This window comes from Pseudomaricurvus sp. ABR4_320, assembly GCF_056159445.1.
In genome coordinates, this window is the sequence record NZ_JBSWVF010000018.1 from 73,408 (window position 1) to 89,616 (window position 16,209).

The 16,209-nt window shown below is 50.9% G+C and carries 17 protein-coding genes; 7 read left to right on the plus strand and 10 right to left on the minus strand.

Annotated features, from left to right (window positions below; all coding sequences use genetic code 11):
* Positions 1-88 precede the first annotated feature (88 nt).
* Positions 89-961 carry an alpha/beta fold hydrolase gene (locus ACXAFR_RS23335; RefSeq protein WP_475181590.1) on the plus strand — a complete coding sequence of 291 codons (873 nt, stop codon included), beginning with the start codon at positions 89-91 and terminating at the stop codon, positions 959-961.
* Between the two features lie 11 nt (positions 962-972).
* Here ACXAFR_RS23335 and ACXAFR_RS23340 read toward each other — a convergent pair whose 3' ends face one another.
* The 3 genes from ACXAFR_RS23340 to ACXAFR_RS23350 form a co-directional block, all read right to left on the minus strand.
* Positions 973-2,088, minus strand: a complete 1,116-nt coding sequence (locus ACXAFR_RS23340; protein ID WP_475181591.1) for a peptidase C39 family protein — start codon at positions 2,086-2,088, stop codon at positions 973-975.
* Positions 2,089-3,549, minus strand: coding sequence for a RimK family protein (locus tag ACXAFR_RS23345; protein WP_475181593.1), 1,461 nt, complete (start codon positions 3,547-3,549; stop codon positions 2,089-2,091).
* 300 nt (positions 3,550-3,849) lie between these two features.
* Positions 3,850-4,203, minus strand: a complete 354-nt coding sequence (locus tag ACXAFR_RS23350) for a MaoP family protein (protein ID WP_475181594.1) — start codon at positions 4,201-4,203, stop codon at positions 3,850-3,852.
* Positions 4,204-4,322: 119 nt separating this feature from the next.
* On the opposite strand from ACXAFR_RS23350, the gene ACXAFR_RS23355 reads away from it, so the two are divergent.
* From ACXAFR_RS23355 to ACXAFR_RS23375, 5 genes are all read left to right on the plus strand, one after another.
* Positions 4,323-5,225 carry a LysR substrate-binding domain-containing protein gene (locus tag ACXAFR_RS23355; RefSeq protein WP_475181596.1) on the plus strand — a complete coding sequence of 301 codons (903 nt, stop codon included), beginning with the start codon at positions 4,323-4,325 and terminating at the stop codon, positions 5,223-5,225.
* Positions 5,226-5,316: 91 nt separating this feature from the next.
* Positions 5,317-6,045 carry a proteasome-type protease gene (locus tag ACXAFR_RS23360; protein ID WP_475181598.1) on the plus strand — a complete coding sequence of 243 codons (729 nt, stop codon included), beginning with the start codon at positions 5,317-5,319 and terminating at the stop codon, positions 6,043-6,045.
* Between the two features lie 234 nt (positions 6,046-6,279).
* On the plus strand, positions 6,280-6,699 hold the full coding sequence (locus ACXAFR_RS23365; protein ID WP_475181603.1) for a YidB family protein: 420 nt from the start codon (positions 6,280-6,282) through the stop codon (positions 6,697-6,699).
* A gap of 113 nt (positions 6,700-6,812) precedes the next feature.
* Positions 6,813-8,276, plus strand: coding sequence for a helicase HerA-like domain-containing protein (locus tag ACXAFR_RS23370; protein ID WP_475181606.1), 1,464 nt, complete (start codon positions 6,813-6,815; stop codon positions 8,274-8,276).
* A 65-nt stretch (positions 8,277-8,341) separates the two neighbouring features.
* Positions 8,342-9,469, plus strand: a complete 1,128-nt coding sequence (locus tag ACXAFR_RS23375; RefSeq protein WP_475181626.1) for a PQQ-dependent sugar dehydrogenase — start codon at positions 8,342-8,344, stop codon at positions 9,467-9,469.
* Positions 9,470-9,579: 110 nt separating this feature from the next.
* On the opposite strand, the gene ACXAFR_RS23380 is transcribed toward ACXAFR_RS23375, so the two are convergent.
* Together ACXAFR_RS23380 and ACXAFR_RS23385 are read right to left on the minus strand one after the other, a co-directional pair.
* Positions 9,580-10,497, minus strand: a complete 918-nt coding sequence (locus tag ACXAFR_RS23380; RefSeq protein WP_475181609.1) for an OmpA family protein — start codon at positions 10,495-10,497, stop codon at positions 9,580-9,582.
* A 41-nt stretch (positions 10,498-10,538) separates the two neighbouring features.
* Positions 10,539-10,937, minus strand: a complete 399-nt coding sequence (locus tag ACXAFR_RS23385; protein WP_475181610.1) for a DUF4398 domain-containing protein — start codon at positions 10,935-10,937, stop codon at positions 10,539-10,541.
* A gap of 65 nt (positions 10,938-11,002) precedes the next feature.
* On the opposite strand from ACXAFR_RS23385, the gene ACXAFR_RS23390 reads away from it, so the two are divergent.
* The gene (locus ACXAFR_RS23390) at positions 11,003-11,311 is read left to right on the plus strand and encodes a hypothetical protein (RefSeq protein ID WP_475181612.1); all 309 of its coding nucleotides are present in this window, start codon (positions 11,003-11,005) and stop codon (positions 11,309-11,311) included.
* 7 nt (positions 11,312-11,318) lie between these two features.
* Here the strand turns inward: ACXAFR_RS23390 and ACXAFR_RS23395 are convergent, their stop codons facing one another.
* The 5 genes from ACXAFR_RS23395 to ACXAFR_RS23415 form a co-directional block, all read right to left on the minus strand.
* The gene (locus ACXAFR_RS23395) at positions 11,319-11,834 is read right to left on the minus strand and encodes a hypothetical protein (protein ID WP_475181615.1); all 516 of its coding nucleotides are present in this window, start codon (positions 11,832-11,834) and stop codon (positions 11,319-11,321) included.
* 158 nt (positions 11,835-11,992) lie between these two features.
* Entirely contained in the window at positions 11,993-12,745 is a 753-nt protein-coding gene (locus ACXAFR_RS23400; RefSeq protein WP_475181618.1) for an amidohydrolase family protein, read from the minus strand.
* 163 nt (positions 12,746-12,908) lie between these two features.
* Positions 12,909-14,036, minus strand: a complete 1,128-nt coding sequence (locus ACXAFR_RS23405; protein WP_475181620.1) for a DUF2914 domain-containing protein — start codon at positions 14,034-14,036, stop codon at positions 12,909-12,911.
* 420 nt (positions 14,037-14,456) lie between these two features.
* A complete protein-coding gene (locus ACXAFR_RS23410) occupies positions 14,457-14,915 on the minus strand; it encodes a DUF3224 domain-containing protein (protein ID WP_475181622.1) in 459 nt (152 codons plus the stop codon).
* 400 nt (positions 14,916-15,315) lie between these two features.
* On the minus strand, positions 15,316-15,984 hold the full coding sequence (locus ACXAFR_RS23415) for a carbonic anhydrase (protein WP_475181624.1): 669 nt from the start codon (positions 15,982-15,984) through the stop codon (positions 15,316-15,318).
* Positions 15,985-16,209: the final 225 nt, after the last annotated feature.

Genomic DNA, 16,209 nt, shown 5'->3' on the forward strand with positions numbered 1-16,209 from the left:
CCGGGCCGATTCCTGCTGTAATGGCTGAGGAGTCTGTGAGAAACATCCCATTCATCATGGTCTCCTCACGTTTTACAGAAGGAAATTCATGATGGCTTTAGGTCCCGCCTCTTACCGATATATTTCTCAACGACTGAATCTTCACTACGTTGACTGGGGAAATCCCGACGCCCCACCGTTACTACTCATTCATGGCGGCCAGGACCACTGCCGCAACTGGGATTGGATCGCCGAGAATTTAAGTCAGGACTATCATGTTATTGCTCCAGACCTCTGTGGTCATGGCGACAGTGATTGGGCTCCCGCCGGTAACTACTCCTTGATGTCCTACGTCTACGATATTGCCCAGTTAATTCACCAACTTGGCCTGGAACCTCTCAACATTGTCTCCCACTCCATGGGTGGAGCTATTTCCCTACGCTATACAGGCCTTTATCCAGAGAGTGTCCGCCGCCTGGCAGTGATTGAGGGCACAGGGCTTCCCATTGAAATGCAACAACTGCTTGAAAAAAAGAGTGTCTGTGAGCTCTGGCGAGAATGGGTAGACAAAAAACGCGTTGCATCAGGCCGCAGCCATCGAAAATACGAATCGGTTGAAGAAGCCTTGGCGAGAATGCAGGAAGCCAACGCCTATCTGACAGAAGCTCAAGCCCGACATCTGACCATTCACGGCGTAAGCCAAAATGAAGACGGCACTTACAGCTGGAAGTTCGACAATTACACCCGCTTTATGGCGCCAAACGGGTTTCTCGACAATGAAGTGATGGCACTGTATCAAGCCATTGACTGTCCGACGCTGTTATTCTGGGGCGAGGAAAGCTGGGCTCCCAATCCCCTGGAAGATGGACGAGCCAGCTATTTCAAACAAGCGGACGTTAAAACTTACGCTAAAGCCGGACACTGGCTGCACCACGACCAAACCGATCGTTTTATTGCTGATATTCGCGCGTTTCTAAAGTGAGCCAAAGGATTTCACTGTGTGGACTTAATCGCCACCGCCGTGCGCATTTTGTTGGCACCGTAACTCGCCATACTGGCGAAATCCTCCAGTGCGATGGGGACATGCTGGCAGTCCAGAGCGTCCTCATCATCGTTGACATCTGGGTCGTGAACATAGAGACACTCGTCATCCATGGCGGTTACCGTGACCCAATGAGGCGCTTTGCGCCCAGCCAAACGATAAGTACTGATCAATAGTAAAATGGCGAAACCACGCAGAAACCAATCCCGCAGGTGCTGCACATTGAGCTGCACAATGGTAACGGGAATCCCATCTTTCGCTGCCGCCGAACGGAATTCTCGGTCCACAAGTTCGATCACAGACTTTTTATCGCTGGATCTTACCCCATCGATAAAGAGCGGTTCCGCCGTATTGACGATGACTTCTGCTGAGAATCCACGCCGGAGCGCGGCCAATGCCAAACCGATTGGATGACAGCCACCGTTACCTGTTGTCATAAAGATTGTCGTCGCCTGACGCCAGATATCCAGTTCCTCACGTCGCTCTGGTACATAGGCTTCTCTCTGGCTGCACATCGCCATCAACAATGCCGACGGTCCACAGGTAAACTCCGTAGTCTGTTGATACCAACGGGCGGGATGCAACACCTGCTGTTGACTGGGCTTGCGAATGCATTTCTGCATACGCAACGCTGTCCCGTGATCCTCGTAATAATCGGGATAAACACCAAACTGACGGTAACCAAAACGCTCATACAAAGCGATTGCCGGCTGGTTGCCCTCCTCGACTTCCAGCCGCATGTACAAGCGATGTCGCTGACTCGCTCCCGCCTCCAGAGCCTCTAACAGCCTGCTGCCAAGCCCTAAGCCCCGCGCAGAGGCATCCAAAGCCAGCGAATACAAGCGAGCCAGACGCGTGCCCTGGTGCAGCAGAACCAAACCATAGCCAAGCAAATTGCCCTCTCGCTCAGCCACCAATAGCAGCCCCTTGTCGCTATCAATCCAACGCCGAAAGCTGCGGCGACTTAACCGATCGCCACTGAAACTGCGCTCCTCCAAACGTGTCAAAGCGGAGAGGTCTGCCAAGACTGCAGCCCGCAGTGTTATTCCATCTGCAGATGCGCGCAATTAACGGCCTCGCAATTCAAGGCGTCTTTGAAACTCCGCCATAATCAACATATAGAGTTCATCACCCAGATAGGCGTCTTCAATTTTGTGTTCAATACTCGGATTGTCGTTAACTTCAATCACATAGACGTTCTGGCCTTTTTGCTTGATATCTACCCCATACAGGCCATTACCAATAATTCGCGCAGATTTCACCGCCGCATCCAGAACGCGCTTTGGTACTTCAAAAGTCGGCAGCGTTTCGAAGCCACCAGAGGAGAAACGTTTCGCCCCATGGTTGTATATCTGCCAGTGATTGCGCGCCATATGATAACGGCAGGCATAGATCGCTCTGCCATTTAAAACACCGATGCGCCAATCAAATTCGGTATAGAGAAACTCCTGTACCAAGGCCAGTGCTGTTTCCTCAAACAGTTCCCCCAACTTAGCTGTCAATTCAGCCCGGTCAGCCACCTTAAAAACCCCTTTAGAAAAAGAGCTTTCAGGAATTTTTAATACCATCGGATAGCCTAATTCAGCCTCCAGGGACGCAAGAGTGTCTTTACTGCTATCGACCGCGATACGCGTTTTCGGACTCGGAATATGCTGATAACTGAACGCATCGTGCAAGTACACTTTGTTGCAACACCGCAGGATAGAATCAGGATCATCGATAACCACCAATCCGGCATCTTCTGCCCGACGAGCTAGGTCATAGGTCACGTGATTAATCGATGTGGTTTCACGAATAAACAACGCATCGTAGTTGCTGACTTGAAGAATGTCTGTCGCGCTGACGGCTTCCGCATAGATACCGAATTTTCGAGCAGCTTTGATAAAGCGTTTTATCGCACCCGTATTGCTGGGAGGTGTCGGCTCATCAGGATTTACCAGAATCGCCATATCCCAGCGATAGCGTTTCTTGGACGCGGGCGTGCGCCAAACCTGCTGAGTAAAGCGGGCCAGTTCCTGGACAAAAAAGGCTTTTTGCGAATCATCCAGCTCAGCGAGGGTCATGCGCTGTAAGCTGATAAACCAGCCCCCCTCCTGCTTCTGGAGTCCTACTCGCAAGAGCGGAGCTGGATGCCTACGGAAAACCCGTGCCGCCAGTCGTCGAAAGGTAGGATCTTCCACCGCGCCGAAACACACAACCAATTCAGCGGTCTCCGGCAGACCATCCAGATCCCCCTCCCGAACGTCCATCAATCGCTGTAGGTGCCTGGGTTGTTCTGCACCCCGTAGTTGATTGATGGTTTTAACGCTTGGCAGCACTCGATGCTGGCGCGCTTCACCCAACAGAGAGCAGTAGTAGCCTCTACTGAGATAGAGATTAATGTCGCAAAGATTGATGACCCGGGTCTTGGGCTCATTGAGCTTGGGATATTCTTTGAGATAACGCTCAAAGGTCAAGGTGGCAACATTGCTGATACCTGCGAATTCATCGGTTTCAGCGTCTGTAATAATTAGGGTTTGGGCGACCAAAAAAGTATGCTCCGAGACATCAAAAAAAGTGCGGCCTGAACAAGGCGGTTAGCGTAACGGTGGGGATCAAGAAATTGCGTGAGTATGCACAGAAGTGTAGAAAAGTCGATGCTTATTACAATGATTTAACCAAGACTCGCAAGAGAGAAAAATGAAAGAGATAAGAATACGAAATCATGCATAAAACGAGGGAAAACCTCAGAACATAGAGACCATGCTCTGGGGTTCAGCAGAGAGGAATCAACAAGTGATTTTCGCGCCACGAAATATCTCCCGTGTCGCGTTTTAAAAAGCCATCACTTATTCGTCGAAATCGCCCACATCCATAACCACCTCACCATCAGAATCACCGTAACTGGCGGAACTGCCCAAGGTAAAACTCGGCGGCTTATTCAGTTTGGCGCAGTATCTCTGCCACGTTTTTTCATGGGAGTTTCTGGCGTCACGGCCAACGCGGCAGAATTCCAAAAACTCCTCTTCCAAAGGCGTCGTTGGTGAACGATCACCAGACGCCAGTGCTTTATAAGCAAATCCATGTGCCTCCAACAATGCCACTTGATCGCGGGAAAACTCCCCGCTGCGGCCAAGTCCGTAAGGAAAGTGTTGGGCATCAAAGAAGACGCGATTACCCTGATCGAAATCTGCAGTTTCCATGTCGAATGATTACCTCGTAAACCGTAGCAAATTCAGTAAAGGCCGATTATCTTTAGGGTGTCAATCTCAGTACAATGAGAAATTCTTGTGAATCCAATGAATAAATTTTATCGCCACCTGTGAACACTGAACTGCTGCGAACATTCCTTGAAGTTGCCCGTACCCGCCACTTTGGTCGCGCGGCGCAAAACCTATTTCTAACCCAGTCTGCGATCAGCCTTCGCATAAAACAGTTAGAGGATACCTTTGCCACCTCACTGTTTGTGAGGGAGCGTGGCAACTTGATGTTAACGCCCGCTGGCGAGCGCCTGATTCCACACGCACAGAATATCCTCGCTGCCTGGCAGCTCACTCTCAACGAAGTCGCCATCTCGAACAACAACGAACTGCAAGTGGCGCTGGGCGCGTCTTCCAACCTTTGGGAAAACTTTATGCGAGCCATGCTGCCAGCGTTGGCAGAACATTTTGAGAACCTTTTTTTGCGAACAGAGATCACTTCCTCGCAGGAGCTCGTGGGAGGCCTATTATCTGGCCATCTGGATCTTGCGGTCACACTGGACCCTCCCGGTACCAGCGAGTTGGAAGCTCAGCAAATCGGCGCTTTTGAGCTGCAACTGGTCAGCAATCACCCTCATCTCACGTTATCGGAGCTCGAGACCGCAGGCTATATCCATGTAGACTGGGGCACAGCGTTCAATCTGGCGTTGGCGCGCCTGTTGCCCAAACCGGCAATCCCCGTGCTGCATACCGGCCAGAGTCAAATCGCCCTGGAATTTTTGCTGAGTCATGGCGGCGCAGCCTTTCTGCCCAGCAATGTCGTACAGCCTCATCTTCAATCTGGCGCGCTTCACCCCGTCATCGATGTGGAGAGCATCAGCCGTGAAATCTATGCGGTCATCAACCTGGACGCCAATCGACTGCCACAAATTCGACCAATCGTTGACTACCTGCAACACTATTCCATACAGCCTTTGACCTGCCTGCCTAGCGCCGAAACAACACCCGATGTGACGGCCCCCTGAGACGCTTGTCCCCGGCTGCCGACACCGGTAAAGTGCCGCCTGCAACCGGGCACAGAACCGGATAATCCCCTCAAAGCTTCAGGATATGCCAATGACCTATTGTGTCGCCGTCGCCGTCAATCAAGGCCTTGTTTTCTGCTCGGATTCCCGCACCAGCGCAGGTGTCGATCAAATAAATACCTACTCCAAAATGTTTCGTTTTGGAATCGACGGCCAACGGCAATTCGTGATTTTGTCCGCTGGCAATCTCGCCACGACTCAGGGCGTCATCGCTCGCGCACAAAAAGACATCGAGCTCGGCGCGCCAATCAATTTCAATACCGTGACAGATATGTTGGAAGCTGCCGACTATCTCGGCGAGCTGAGTGTCGCCCAGCAATCCCGCACCGGCGGCGGTCCTATGTACGAATCCAGCTTTATTCTCGGCGGCCAAATCGCCGGGCGACCCTCCGGACTGTATTTGATCTACCCCCAGGGCAACCATATTTCCACGTCACTGGACACTCCGTTTTTACAAATCGGTGAGAGCAAATACGGCAAGCCAATGATGGATCGCATTGTGAGACCGGAAACCGACTTGCACACCGCGGCACTCTGCTGTCTGGTTTCTATGGATTCCACCATGCGCAGTAATCTGACGGTCGGCCCACCCATTGAAGTCCAGCTCTATCAACAGGATTCTCTGCAGCTCGGCAACTACTATCACCTTGGCGACAACAGCCAGTATCTGCAGCAATTGAATCAAACATGGAACGCCAAGCTGCTTGAAGGATTCTCGCAGTTACCTCCACTGGCAGAGGCATTAAACGAACCACAATGATCATCTGTTCGAGATGAATCCAAATAACAACTTGCCAGTTGATTTTGATGATTGGCACTTTTATCCTGCCCAGACACCAAAAACGTAGGGCTTCTTGTCTCGAGGCCCCTTCTTCGCCTAGCACGTCAGTTCGTAGCGAAACAAACAGCAGTGACGACCTGTTTCGCCCAGCATGAACCTGACGGTATGGGCGAGATTCCACGGCCCAGAGCCACTAGCAAGCAAGGAGCATCTATGAGCCTTATCGACATCGCAGCGCAACTGTTTAAAGACAAACTTGGTTCCGAGGGCAGTAACCTTGATCTGAACAGTATTGTCAGCAGCCTGCAGGGTTTACTCCCCACAAACAACGGCGAGCTCGACATTCAAGGTTTAATTGGCCAGTTCACCGGAGAAGGTGGTGGCTTAGCGGCCCTCGCCTCTTCCTGGCTCGGCGATGGTGCCAACGCGAATTTTTCCGTTGCAGAAACACTCAATCTCTTTGGAGAAGGTCGCGTCGCTGATTTTGCCAGCCAGCTGGGACTCAACACCGATACAGCCGCCTCTGGACTGTCGGATATGATTCCCGACCTGGTCGATAAAGCCAGCAGTGGTGGCGAGCTGCAAACACAACTTCTCGGCGCTGCCGGCAAACTTTTTGGCAAGTTCTTTTAGACCACTTATCCGCATCTTCCCTCTCGGATAACTCGGGACACTCACGCCTGGCGAAGTCATGCAAACTGACTCGCCAGGGCATTCCGCATCAATACGTCGCCGCGGCAGCCCTCATGACAGACGCTTTTATTATCGGCACCAACGGCCAGCGCCAAATCTTACTCTATCCCCGTATGGCGAATCGCCATGGGTTAATTGCTGGAGCCACGGGCACCGGCAAAACCGTAACCTTGCAAGTGCTGACAGAGCAGTTTTCTCAGATTGGGACCCCCGTCTTTCTCGTCGACGTCAAAGGGGATTTATCTGGTCTTGCAGCGTCGGGGAGTCCTCATGCAAAAATTGATGAACGCGCAGACAAAATCGGGCTAGATCAATTTGCATTCCAGGCCTGCCCGGTTCAGTTTTGGGATGTTTTCGGCGCCTTGGGTACACCGATACGAACAACGGTGGCTGACATGGGTCCACTGCTGCTCTCTACCCTACTTGGGCTCAACGACACCCAAGCTGGCGTGGTGGCAATCGCCTTCGCAGTTGCTAAAGACAGAGAGCTGCCACTCCTGAACCTGACAGATCTGCGCGCCATGTTAAATTGGCTTGACGACAATCGCGATCAAGTGATGGAGTCTTACGGTCGCGTCTCTAGCCAAAGTGTCGGAGCCATATTGCGCCGCCTGTTGACGCTAGAAGAATCAGGGGGAGACCAATTCTTCGGCGAGCCCGCTCTCGATGTCTCCGAATTCTTGCGCTGCGACGCCAATGGCCAAGGAATCGTTAACATTCTGGCGGGTGACAAGCTTATCTTGCAACCCGATATATACGGCACCTTTCTTTTCTGGTTAATGTCAGCTTTATTCGAGCAACTGCCCGAAGTCGGTGATGCCGAAAAGCCCAAAGTAGTCTTCTTTTTCGATGAAGCCCATCTTCTGTTTGACCGAGCAACACCGGCGCTCTTACAGCGTATTGAACAAGTTGTCCGTTTAATACGCTCAAAAGGCGTTGGTATATATTTCGTCACTCAGAGCCCCGCAGACATCCCGGACGATGTTCTCGGACAACTCGGCAATCGGGTCCAGCATGCCCTGCGTGCCTTTACTCCTAGAGATCAAAAAGCCGTTCGCACAGCGGCGGAAACCTTTCGCCCCAACCCTGAGATCGATGTACAGCAAGCAATTACCAGCATGGGCGTTGGCGAAGCACTGGTGTCCGTACTGGATGAAAGCGGGATTCCAACCCCGGTGGAACAGACATTATTGAGTCCGCCGCATTCGCAAATCGGGCCGATTGATCCAGCAACACGTTCAGCTTTAATTAATAGCTCTGCGATGGAATCCCTGTACCGCAAGAGCATTGATCGCGAATCTGCTCACGAGCGTCTAAATCAGCGCCAACAGCAACCAACGGAACAACCGTCTGAGGCAGTCCCAAAACCGAAGGAAAAAACCTCATCAGGGCGGCGTAGCAATCGACAGAGTTACGCGGAAGCTTTGGGGAAGTCCGTTTTGAGAAGCGTCGGCTCACAATTGGGAAGACGTCTCGCTAAAAGCCTCGTGAAAGCGCTGTTTCGTAAAGGTCGCTAGCCGCGGCAGATCAGGAATCACGCATCGAATCCACAAACTATGACCGGAGTTTCATTTTGAAAACAATGCACCGCTTACTGGCTGCGACGCTAATGATAAGTCTTGCCAGCGCCTGTAGTGCAGAGCCCCGCCCAGAGGTGACCTCAAACGTTAACTATACCGTCGATACCGTCGCCGATGGGCTTGGTATCCCGTGGGGGCTGACTCAAATTGACGACAAGACCATTCTGGCGACCGATCGTGTGGGCAAACTCAATCGCATTGATCTCGACACGGGGGCTGTCTCTGAAATTGGCGGGGTTCCAGACGTCTGGGCTATTGGCCAGGGCGGCTTCCTCGATATCGTGCAGGCACCTGACTTCAAAGACAGTGGCTGGCTATATTTTACTTACAGCAAATCGATTGATGGACAGGCTGCGACTGTCCTAGCGAGGGCTCGCTACCAACCAGGGACTAACCCATCTACGTTAACGGATTGGAGTGACCTGCTTGAGACCGAGTCGCGCACAGACACCAGCCGCCATTTCGGCAGCCGGCTGTTATTCATTGACGATAAATTGTTTATGTCTGTCGGCGAACGTGGCGTGAGGCCTAATGGCCAAGACCTTTCGCAACATGCAGGTAGTCTGTTACGCCTTGAAATGGATGGCAGTCCCGCTCAAGGGAATCCCTTCGCATCCACCCAGGGCGCCCTTCCCGAGATATGGAGTTATGGTCATCGCAACCCTCAGGGGTTGGCGTATGATCCTGAGCGCAAACAACTGTGGGAAATTGAACACGGGCCGCGAGGTGGAGACGAGATCAACCTGATCAGTGCTGGACACAACTACGGTTGGCCGGTGATATCCTACGGCAAAGAATACACGTCTCCCGCCGCTGTCGGTGAGAGCACAGAAAAAGAGGGTATGGATCAGCCGGAGTGGTACTACATTCCTTCCATCGCCCCCAGCAGCCTGCTGTATTACGATGGCGATGCCTTTCCCGGCTGGGACAACAGCCTGTTTGCGGGAGCGCTGGCGATGACCCACCTCAATCGTCTACAGCTAGACGATAGCGGCAAAATCATCGGCGAAGAACAACTGCTGAAAGACCGGGGAGAACGTATACGCTCACTTCTAGAAAGCCCTGAAGGCTGGTTATATCTGGGCACGGATAGCGGCCAATTACTCAGACTTCGACCTGCCGACGAATGACCTTAACATTCAGATAAAACCAAGGGGCCAACCCAGAGATGTGAGTTGGCCCCCACTGCCGCGAAATGCCGCAAAACAACATTTCACGTCTTCCAAACGTTCAGAGGTTTTTAAAACACGCCTGCCGTACGCTCTTCTACCGGTGTATCGTCTTGATTCGAGACAATGATCTCAACACGACGGTTTTCCTGACGGCCAGCATCAGAATCATTTGAGGCGACGGGGTATTCTTCGCCATAACCTTTCACAGATATCCGATTATCTGCAACACCACTGTCGACCAAAACATCTTTCACCGCCTGGGCCCTATCCTGTGAAAGCTTTTCGTTATAGTTCTCAGCGCCAGTACTGTCAGTAAACCCTTCGATACGAATATCGCGCTGCTCGTAATCGTTTAGAAAACTCGCGACTTTCTCAAGCGTTCTTTTGGAACCCGGTTTTAAATCAGCTGAATCAAATTCAAAGAGAATACTACCTAATGTCAACACAAGACCGCGGTCTGTCTGTTCAGTTGTCAGATCAGACACCTGATTTTCCAGCGAGCTTGCTTTGTCTTCCATCATTTCCGCATACTCTTCCGCCGCAGCGGCTTTCGCACTCATAACGGCAGCTTGCTGTTTCGCCTCATCGGCCTCTTGCTCCCGCAGAGTCAGCAATAAATCTTTGCGCTCAATTTCAGCATTAGAAACAACTTCTTCAGCCTTTTTCATGCGCACCGTTTCCCGAGCGATATCCATTTTCTTTTCTGTGGCGTATTGCTGCTGGGCAATTGCATCAGGTTCCGCCCCTTTGGCGACCAACCCTTCCAACGTTTCTAAAGAATCTTCCGCCTCTTTGAGGACGACAGGTGCATACTGCTGCCCTCCCTCAGTTCCCGCCAATTGCTCATAGTTGCTTCTGAGCTGCTCAACTTCAGCATTCTTTTGCGGAGCCGACGCACAGCCAGCAAGAATCGCCGTCGCCAAGCCTGTCGCAATCATTGCGGTTAATGGCTTTTTAATGAAACCCTGATGTGTAGAATTATTCATCTCTCTTTCCTCAATATTCAAACGATGTTGTTGCGACGTGATTACTGCGCAGTGGCCTGATTACTCGCTTCTTGTCGCAAGGTATCTAAGTTCTGTTCAATTTCTTCTGCCGCTTTTTCTGCTTTAGCCGCATCCGCCTTTACCGTTGCCAAGCGTGACTCTAGCAGCGACTTTTCTAAAAGATTTGTTGCAACAGTGTACTGTCCTTCATCTGCAGCTGACTCAGCCTGATTAAAGAATTTTTCAGCTTGGCTGTATTCCAAAGGCGCAAAATCTGCGGCATTCATACTTTTCGCAGTTTCTAAATTTGTTTTTGCTTGCGCCATTAATGATGTTGGCATCTCGCCGTTACTGGCACAGGCAGCCAGAGTTGCAAACAAGGCACTTAACAACAGTACACGGACGGTTTTAAAACTCAGCTTTCCGATACGAACCGACATTGGACGTTCCTCTCTGATCATCTATTCAGCCGTTGCGGCTGTAATTTGGTGTAATTGATTCTGTTGTGGATGTAACTCTTACAGAAATAACACCCCTCAGCAGCTTTTTTATGCAAACTAACGTACGCATAACAAGTAACTGGCAATATTCGCTCCAGAACGACATCGCTGAACACAAACGTATGCTGTCTGAAATGAAAGGTTATGAAACGAGGGTTATTTTTTTTACGACTAGAGGGCGCGATGACGCAGAAGGAAAACAGTTGATGACTGCAGGAGTGAAACAACAGCAGCCACACAATAAATGGACCATGAGACGTTTTGAGAGCCTTCGAATCACATCCAAAGGCCATGAGCTGAAATCTGAGATTTAATGAATGGTCAGTGGTGCTGCTTCATTTGATGAATGAGTGATCGATTGCGATGAATAAAGGCCCGAACATCATTCCACCGATAAAGACGGCGCACGGTGACCAACTCAGACTTAGGCCGCTTAGTGGTCAATGTCTCAATCACGAACTCTGAGGAAGTGACACCGTCATCTGTCGATTCGTCAGTAAACGCCACATACCAGGTAGCGATACGCTTATAAAATTGATGTGACGCGTCCCGCAAAGGCTTTTCAGGCGCTGGATCATGGGTAATCTCCACTCGTGGCTGGTTAAAACAACCTCGGAAAAGCTCTTTACCCTCACGATTGGTTATAAGGATAGAGCCTGGCCTGGATTGATTGAAATACCAAAGTGTATTGCGGCTTGTTCCAGCGCGGCCATTCAGCTTTAGAGATTCACCTCGAAACAGACGCATGCAGGTTTTTTGGGAAAACTCGACCTGTAAGGAGGCAGACTGAGTGGAAGATAGAATTCTAAGACGGCTAGCACCACTCTTGTAAACCATGATTTGACTCCCGGCAGGTAAGGAAACGCACCCGCCCGAAGAACACAGCAGTGGAAGAGTTTCTCCGGGTCGGAATTTTAGTTTTGTCTATAAATGCGCGCTTCGCCAGTCAGAAATCAGGAATTTTTAATCGCGACAAATTGTCGTCAAATTCGTTATCAATAAGGCTCAAGCCGATAGAATTGACGGGCATTCTGCCAAAGAACCTTTGCGGCCAGCGGCTCGCCTAACCCATCTTTAATGAGGTAGATATCGGCATCCGTAAAGGGGCGAGAAGCCCCCGCACAGGGAAGATCTGTCCCGAACATCAATGCCTCCTCATTGAAATAAGCAATTTTCTTAATCGCGGGAAGGACGTCAAAGTTAACCCGGCCGAAACCGGTAGCCTTGATTTTTACATTCTCAGAAGCCAGCTTAAAGATAGCGTCTAAACCGGAAGCGAAGATCCCCATATGATCAATACTTATCGCGGGCAAGGTTAGAATGACCGGCATCAACGCTTCCAAGTGCCTGGAGTCGACACATAACTCCACATGCCACCCCACCAGGTCGTACACTCGACGCGCAAATGTATACAACTCACGGGTATTCTCCATTCCGCCACGCTGAAGATTAAAGCGCACGCCTCGCACACCAACACCATTCAGCTCATGGATTTCGCTGTCTGACACAGAATTCGGTAACTGTGTGACGGCGACAAAATTTGGGCCTAAGCGAGGCAAAGCATCGTAGAGAAAGGTCTGATCTACGCCCTGCAGATAAGTAGACACCAAAACGCCGCCGTCAATGCCAAGACGGGTTGCCTGACGCCTGTACTCTTCGACGGGAAAGGCTGCAGGCAGCTGAGGGGCGTCGCCTTGCAGAGGGAACGAGGGGGCAAAAATATGAAAATGGCTGTCGAAAATCCGCATACCGCATAAATCCGGAATTCTTCTGTCAGTGAATGCCGATTATAAACGGGTTGCGTCTAAGCGCGAAATTTGAATGTTGGTAAGAGGCTTCTGCCAGGGTCGATGAACAACGAAGGGAGTGACCACGCCAAGTATGCGTGCTCACCCCTTATGGTGAGCTTGCTCAGTAATTTGGAGAGTATGTAAAGCCCGCCTTCGCGAGCAGGTTATTCTCCTGATCGCGCAGTTCGACTTCCCAGGCGCCGGTCATGCGCGCCTCAATAAATTTGCTGGAATAAGACCGCCAGCGGTCTGACCAAACGCCCACATCGACGGTTGCAATGGTTTGATCCTCATGCTTCCAAACATAATGAAGCATGGCATCTTTCATGTCACGAACGTCGGAGAAAACATAGAGTTTTGGCGCAGCTGCAGCAGGCACCTCTACTTCGGCTAAATCCCCTTCAGGCTCTAGATCGTTCACGCCAGATGCGAGCACAAAGCGGGAGATCTGCTCAGAAACCACATCCACATAATCTTCGCGAAAGGTCCCTGGAGACGCAGAAGCGTCTACTTCGCTGGCGGGCTGAGGAGATGACGGTACAGAAGAAGACGGCATTGTGCTCTGCGGCGCAACCTCCGCGAAGTCTTCAGTTGCCCCCGCCTCACTGAGATCGCTCGCGACCGAGGGCTCTTCCGCCGGACTGCTCTGCATAGCAGTAGCTTCCTCAGCCTCAGACGCATCATCAGACAGCGACGCTTTGCTATTCATTGCTGCTACAGAGGTTGAGTCTTGATCAGAAGGCTCCTGTTGTGCCAATTGAGGTTCAGGGGGTTCGCTCTGAGCCATATCATCAACAGCTGGATCCTCAACGGCTGGTGCAGACGGCTTGGATTCCGCCACAGCGAGAGATTCCTTCAGCAAGCTGTCACTTGGGCTATTGAGCCCCTGCTCCGATACTTCAGGCGCAGCGTCTTGCTCAGGCGACCGCATTTCGACTTGGTCAGCAAGCTGCTGCTCCTCAGCCGCGACAGCCAGCTGCTGATCGACCAGGGGTTCAGGCCGCGGAGCCTCTTCTTGCACGATATTCGTCGGGTCTAACACTGTATCTGTCGAGGACTGATCAACAAATACCAGGCGCAACGCATAAGCCAGAGTCACGGCAACGAACACCACCGCAAATGATGCCAAGAGTATTCTATCCCAGTGGTAGACATAGGCTTTTCTCTTTCGGATTTTCGGTACCGGCGCCAACTTTGCCTGATAGGAGGAAATAGAGGTCAACAATAACTGAGATAAGAGTCTTTTCATTGTAACTGTATGAAGTAGCGATAAATTATGGAGTTAACATCCGGTGTTTTCGATGTCAGGTCAGTGCGGATCACGCAGACAGATTTTTCAAGAGAACTCGACAATAACAACAGCCAGAATCCAGCAGCCTGTCATACGACATTATAGTAGCTATTTGTCCGCTGCGAGCCGTTAATCCGAAACAAAAACACTGCTTCAGCGGAGCTTATCGAAACAAGAATACTCTTAATGACCGACAGATTGACCGTTGTATCCCCAAACGGATTGACTCGCATCAACTCAATGTGCCGTAAGCTAGCATCGAAGAGCTCACTGACCTGTCTTAAGGAAAGACGATGCCGCTGCACTTTCCCTCAGACAACATCAAGACGAATTATTCTCCTTTATGACGCCCCCGTCTACCCGTTATCCACTTTGAGGCTAACCACTTTGAGACAAAGGCGGCTGCGAATCCGCACTGAGAGTGTCAACAATTTCCGGTGCAGGAGGTTTGATCTCATAGTCGAGCTCGTAGAAATGGCCTCCGTCTCTGGATTCCAAGGTCATAGTGCCGCAGATTCCGCTGAGGGCATCGGTCCCAGAATCCGGCAGCACATCGAGAATCACCAGCTCGCTGCCCCGCTCACGTATCCCATAGTGTTGCAGCACAAAACTGCCTCTGCGGCCGGCGAGCGTCCCCACCACTTGCTCTATGGCGACGTAGCCAGCAGAACCTTTGACTGGCGCGATTGCACTCAACATTTCCCCTTTGCTGGTCGCGTTAAGTTCACCATAAAAGCGTTTCCGCAATGACTTGCGACTGAATTTAATCCCCTGTTCACCACGGGTGTAGAAATCCAGAGGATCCAACTTAACCTCAAAGGTTCCTGAAATCTTCATGCAGCAGTTCCAGCTTCCCTAGACGCTTGGCGCCCGGTACGTGATAGGACAACACTCTTCACGCCCAACACAAGAATATATGCCAAGCGCCACAGCAGGCAGGTAGCACTCGTGCTCCATGCGATTTTTCGCAGGGCTGCGTCGCCAATTGCTTTTTCCGCCCGGCAATTCATTTACGCAAACACCAGAAGCCCTACCCCATCGTATCAAATTCACGCCTTGCTCCGATAACATTTATTGTAGGAATTTCGAACATATCGTGATGGGCGCCAATCTTGGGTGAAACGCAAGGCACTGAGAAACGTTACGTGTTCTCAATCTGCTGTGATAACCTCGCGCAAACAAAAGGCCTGTTCACAGGCCAAGAAAATTTGTCATTAAAACTCGCAGATCAATGAACTTATTCAGTGGATTCTTGTTGAGCAGAATCACTTTGGAAAGGTTTGTCGCTATAGAGTTCCGACATAGGTACAAAAGTCTCTTGCACTTGGTCATAACAGAGAATATTCCCAGTCTCTATTTCGTAAAGCCAACCGTGCAGTCGCACTTGTTTGGTCGCTAACTTAGCCGCCACAGCAGGATGCGTTCGCAAGTGTTGGAGCTGCTGAACGACATTCTCTTTCGTGAGATCATCGATATGTGACTCATTGATGCAACCACAACGCTCTTTGATAATCTCCGTCGCGACGCGACAATGACCTAACCACTCGCGCACATGGGGAAGATGATCAAGCTTATCCAGATTCAAAGCGCCCTTCATCGCACCACAGTCCGTATGACCGCACACAATAATTTCACTGATGCCTAATGCCGCGACAGCAAACTCAATAGATGCTGTCATACCACCTGTCTCATTCGAGTGGGGCGGAATAATATTCCCCGCATTGCGGCAAATAAACAGATCACCAGGCCCGGTCTGAGTCACCATGTTTGGATCGATACGGGAATCCGCGCAGGTAATGAAAAGCACCTGTGGATTTTGTCCGTTAGCCAATTTTTTAAAAATCGCTTTGTTTTTTGGAAAGACTTCGCTCTGAAACTTAGCGACACCTGAAATGACATGATCCATTCTGTAGGCTCCGGAAAAGTAATAATAGACAAGGAGTTTACCGACGAGGGGTTGCGCTATCGATAAAAAATGTTTTCACGATATCCCAAAACCCTGGCAAATAATATCTGCCCTAGTGGAATGCTGGTCGGCCTCGTAACCGATTGATCAACATCCATCGCGAGTCTCGTCCAGGGTCAAGTATACGCGTCAGCGACCACAACAGTTTATGAGACCAAGGTCACC